At 40.9% G+C, this 4,957-nt stretch carries 2 protein-coding genes and 3 pseudogenes; 3 read left to right on the top strand and 2 right to left on the bottom strand.

Features of this window, described 5'->3' with window-relative positions; translation table 11 throughout:
• Positions 1-295 precede the first annotated feature (295 nt).
• Together Q0541_RS25675 and Q0541_RS25670 are read left to right on the top strand one after the other, a co-directional pair.
• Positions 296-1,471 carry a DNA double-strand break repair nuclease NurA gene (locus tag Q0541_RS25675; RefSeq protein WP_298917501.1) on the top strand — a complete coding sequence of 392 codons (1,176 nt, stop codon included), beginning with the start codon at positions 296-298 and terminating at the stop codon, positions 1,469-1,471.
• Positions 1,472-2,086: 615 nt separating this feature from the next.
• Positions 2,087-2,812, top strand: a pseudogene (locus Q0541_RS25670) (IS982 family transposase); the annotation flags it as partial.
• Between the two features lie 18 nt (positions 2,813-2,830).
• On the opposite strand, the pseudogene Q0541_RS25665 reads toward Q0541_RS25670, so the two are convergent.
• A pseudogene (locus Q0541_RS25665) lies at positions 2,831-3,724 on the bottom strand (IS630 family transposase).
• 49 nt (positions 3,725-3,773) lie between these two features.
• Here Q0541_RS25665 and Q0541_RS25660 point away from each other — a divergent pair.
• Positions 3,774-3,941, top strand: a pseudogene (locus tag Q0541_RS25660) (IS982 family transposase); the annotation flags it as partial.
• A 17-nt stretch (positions 3,942-3,958) separates the two neighbouring features.
• Here Q0541_RS25660 and nadC read toward each other — a convergent pair.
• Positions 3,959-4,822 carry a carboxylating nicotinate-nucleotide diphosphorylase gene (nadC, locus tag Q0541_RS25655; RefSeq protein WP_298917498.1) on the bottom strand — a complete coding sequence of 288 codons (864 nt, stop codon included), beginning with the start codon at positions 4,820-4,822 and terminating at the stop codon, positions 3,959-3,961.
• Positions 4,823-4,957 lie beyond the last annotated feature (135 nt).

The following is a 4,957-nucleotide window of genomic DNA, read 5'->3' as shown; positions in this document are numbered from 1 at the left end:
CGGGTGGGGTATTTTTATACCTCACAAACTTGAAATCTGCTGTAAGTTCCTGGCTTATAGCCCAAGTCCACTCAAGTGGACTAAAATTATTTACTCAGTCCTCTGAAGATAATTTTAGTTATTAGCCTCGGATTTATTCAAAGGCGGAATGTCAACGAATTGAGATATTTTAAAGATAGTAAGAAATTAGAAAATTCTTAACTCTGCAAATTTTTGATTTTAGATTTCTCCTTTAATCTAAAATCTAAAATTAAAAATCTAAAATTGAATGGCTCCTAACTCAGCACTTACCTTTATGCTTGACCTGACAAAACTGGCGCGACAGATGCAGGGTTTAAGTCAGCATCTTACCTTAGAAGCTGCTGCCAGTCGCCAACGTTTAGAATTGGCGCAACAACATCTCAAAAATGCTTACGAGTCTCAACAAGATTTAATTGATCGCCAGGAGAAATGGCGCGATCGCATTCTCTTTGCTAATGCTACCCCAATTGAGCCGCTAGAAACCTGCATTGATATCCCAGTTCCTCCAAAAATTCATACTGTCGTTGCTACTGATGGTTCGCAAATTGCCCCCAATCATCACGAAATTGCTTACTGTTATCTCCTGAATATCGGCAGAGTAGTCTTACACTACGGACAAAACCGCCATCCATTACTCGATAGTTTGCCAGAAGTATTTTACCACCCAGAAGATTTATACATGTCTCGGCAATGGGGAATTAGAACTGAGGAATGGATGAGTTTTCGCCGCACTGCTTCAGAAACAACGGTGTTGGCAGAACTTGCATGTGCAGCGAAGGGGGAAGCACCAGCATTGGCAATGGTGGATGGTTCGTTAATTTACTGGTTTTTGGAACAGTTGCCAATAGATGCACGCAATCGCATTTTACCTCCCATCCTAGAAGCTTGGCAGCAGATGCGTGATGCTCAAATTCCGTTGATGGGCTATCTTAGTGCCTCTCGCAGCATTGAAACAATGAACTTTTTACGGTTGTTGGCTTGTCCCCATCCAGTACCAGACTGTAAAAGTTATTGCCCAAATCAGCTAGAAAAAGTAGCTTGTAAAGTTTTTGAACAGTTACGAGATACTTCTATTTGGGCAACCCGACTCAAACCAGGACAACGCACTACCCTGTGGCGCAGTAATTCCCCCATTCTCGAACTCTACGGTGATCAAACCATTTACTTTTGCTATGTCCATGTTGGCACCGAAATCGCCCGGATCGAAGTTCCGGCATGGGTAGCGGAAAATATAACCATGCTAGACCAAGCTTTGGGATTAATGCTGGCACAAGTACAAAAAGGATATGGCTACCCTGTAGCGATCGCAGAGGCCCATAATCAAGCAGTAGTTAAAGGTGGCGATAAAGCGCGTTTCTTTGCCCTCCTTGAACAACAAATGATTAAAGCTGGTTTGAAAAATGTTGGAACTTCCTACAAAGAAGCCAGAAAGCGTGGGAGTATTGCGTGAAGGAGGCAGGAAGCAGAAGGTATGAATTAAGATTATTGACTGAATAACCTGCGATAAATTGTGTTTATCTATTTTGCTTTATGGAAATTTTTATGCATACACAGACAGAAAAACGCCACTCGCCCTACTTTTGACCTATTGTCTCAAACTTTTGGACTATTTCTGAGCTACTTTAGAGTCCACCTAGCATTGCAATCACCAACAATTGAACGCTAGTGAGCGATAAGGATGGATGATTTTTTGGTACTAGCTCTAGTACTTAAAATACAGTTTTGTATAACAGACCTTGTTTAGTAGAGTGGCGATCGCTTTTCCCACACTGTTCTTATTTAACATCGTAGTCTAAGCAAATTTAGCCGTTAAGCTACTGTTTGTGTAAGTAATCGTAACAACACAGATTATCAATGGCAGAAAACAGAATGAAAGCTAGAGTGATCGTCCTTAGTAGCTCTGCCAACTTTTTACTCATTTATCAAGCCACTTTCGTCTAAATTAACGCGATGTGCGACTTATTGTTTCGTTACACAAGTCGGGTGTATGAACGATTGAAAAGTAAATTCCCACAATCCGCACTGGTGCGAGAAAATCGTTACCAGTGAGTGGAACGAGGGAAAAATGTTTTCTATTGAAGAGTTTATCATTGCCGTATTTTGCTGTGTTGACGACGTGCTGATTGAAATCACCCAGATATACCCAATTAAGAGACGAGGTTTTGCTCCGAGTTTAAGAGAGAGTGAAGTTTTAACAATGCAAGTAGTGGCAGAGTTTTTGGGAATAGATGCTGACAAAGACATTTGGAAATACTTTCACCGTCATTGGTTAGGGCTATTTCCGAATTTAAAGAGTCGCTATGCTTTTATTCGTCAAGCAGCTAATTGTTGGCAGTACAAGGAACTGTTACAACAAAAATTAGCACAGCATTTAGGAGCATTTTCCGATCAACTTCATTTGATTGATGGATTACCAATACCTTTGTGTAGCTTCAGTCGCGCTCCCAACTGCCGGAGTTTTAAATCTCAAGCAGATTATGGCTTTTGTGCTGCTAAGAAACAGACTTAATATGGGTTTCATGGGCATTTAATCATTACTGGCACAGGAGTTATTAGTGGGTTTACCCTCGCTCCGGCAAATGGTAGTGAACGAGAAGCAGTTTGGGATTTAATCACGCGAGTTAAAGGTTTATTAATCGCATATAAGGGGTATTTAAGTCAGTTTTTGTCAGGAGAACTTGAAGGAATGGGTATTAATTTACAAACCCCTCTGCGTTCTAATATGTCTGACTCTCGTAGCCAATCTTCAGTTCGATTAATGCAACGCTTTCGTCGCCTAATTGAAACAGTATAGCAATCGAAGTATAGGTTAGGACGTTAAACGAATAGCTGTATCAACTCTCTCCGGAAAATTTTCGATAGTACCAACTGATTTTCTGACTCGGTTTTTTATCGGAAACCAATAATGTTCAATATCGTTTAAATCAGGAGAGTATCGTGGTAAATATTCAAGTTCACACCCGACAGATTCAATTAATTCACGAATTCTCTGAGATTTGTGGAAAGTGGCATTATCTAAAATAACTGTCTGTCCTGATTTGAGTTCAGGTAAAAGTTTTTCTGCAAGCCATTTCTCAAAAACTAATCGATTACACGAACCTTCACTCGTTCAATGGGGCAATTAACTCTCCTTGGCATAAAGCACTCATAATACTTACTCTCAAGTTTCTTCTTCCTGATTTTAAATCGTAAAATCTTTCTCCTTTGGGGTTCCATCCATAACCATAGTCTTCTCTATTATCTATTCCTGACTCATCAACGTAAACTAGCTTTGAGCGTTCTTTTTGGCTGATTCTGCCTCGAAATTCCTGCCTTTTTTCTTCATCCCTTTCTCTATACCCGTAAGTTTTTTTTTTCGGGTATAACCAATTTTTTTTAAAGCTTTTCCTATAGTGCGTTAGCGTAGCTCGCCGAAGGCATCGCTAATCTTTTCTGGCCAAGCTTCTGCCATTTCTGCTTGAGTTTTGCTGCCATTTATTTGCAGAAACTGCTGAAATTTCTCTAAATCATTAATTTTCGGCTTATATCCTTGTTGATAGCCTACTTTCCCCTGATAATCTCCTGTATCTTCTCTCTTCTTTAACCAAATATCTATTGTATTACGGCTAATTTGAAAGATGCGACTGGCTTGAGTTTTTCTCATCCCACCATCAATCGCATTAATCACCCTAGTTCTTAAATCGTAACTATAAGATGCTGGCATTTTTTTGGTCATTTTTTTCTATTATGTCCTAATCTATGCTTCGACTGCTATAATTGGTCAATTATTTGAGAGATTTCATATAGAGAAGATTTGAGCTAGAGATATGTGGCATCTTATCAGTCGTCTCAATCGCAATTTAGCTCATACTGTCTGTTTATGGCTTAATTGCCACAATTGTGACCCTCTTCAGTTCGACGATCTTGTTACAGAATATTGAGTCGCACATGGCGTCAATTACAGGGGAATCCTCATACTCAAATCCAACCACTTCGACTGAGTAATCGGCGCACTGGTAGAAATATAGTCAACACCCGCCTCTGCTACACCGCGAATAGTTTCCAAAGTCACATTCCCCGAAGCTTCAATTTTCACCCGGCTATCCTGTTGGCGAATCAACTGCACCGCTTGATTCATCATATCCACAGGCATATTGTCCAACATAATAATGTCCGCGTTATGCTGCAAAGCTTCTTTGACCTGCTCTAAACTTTCAGTCTCTACCTCTATTGTCAAGGGATAAGGTATCTGAGAACGAATACGGGTAACTGCTTCTCCAATTCCACCAGCAGCCGCAATGTGATTATCCTTAATCATCACCGCATCATCTAACCCCATACGGTGATTAATCGCCCCGCCCACAGCAGTCGCGTACTTTTCCAACAGTCTGAGTCCTGGTGTAGTTTTACGCGTATCCACCAACTGAGCAGGTAAATCGGCAATTTTCTCTACATATATATTAGTTAGCGTGGCAATCCCACTCAAGCACATAGCTAAATTCAGAGCAACTCGCTCTCCCATCAGTAGCGCATCCAGCGAACCATGAATTTCAGCTACTACCTGTCCTGGCTCACACCATGCGCCTTCAACCGCAACCGCCACAAAGCTGACTTTTTCATTCAAAATCTGAAACACCCTAGCTGCAACTGGTAAGCCAGTAATTATCCCTGAAGCTTTAGCTATCCATTTAGCCGAGCCTAACGTCACATCTTCTACTAGTAGCGTATTTGTTGTGCGATCGCCCCTACCAATATCCTCCAACAACCAGCCATGCAAAAGTGGATCTAAAACCAGCCAGGGCGGCAAAACAGCAGAATTCATCACAACTTTATTGCTTCCTTAGTGACTTCCAGGAATACTATAGCCTAAAGCCCTAACTCTCTAAGGCTTTGATAGTGATAGAAAAGCGGTCCAAAATATTTTTGGAAAAATAGTTGACAAGCTTAAGGAGGTTCG

It is taken from the genome of uncultured Nostoc sp., from assembly GCF_937863485.1.
GTDB lineage: Bacteria > Cyanobacteriota > Cyanobacteriia > Cyanobacteriales > Nostocaceae > Nostoc.
The sequence above is the reverse complement of the archived record's forward strand: the minus strand, read 5'-3'. Positions and strand labels throughout refer to the sequence as shown.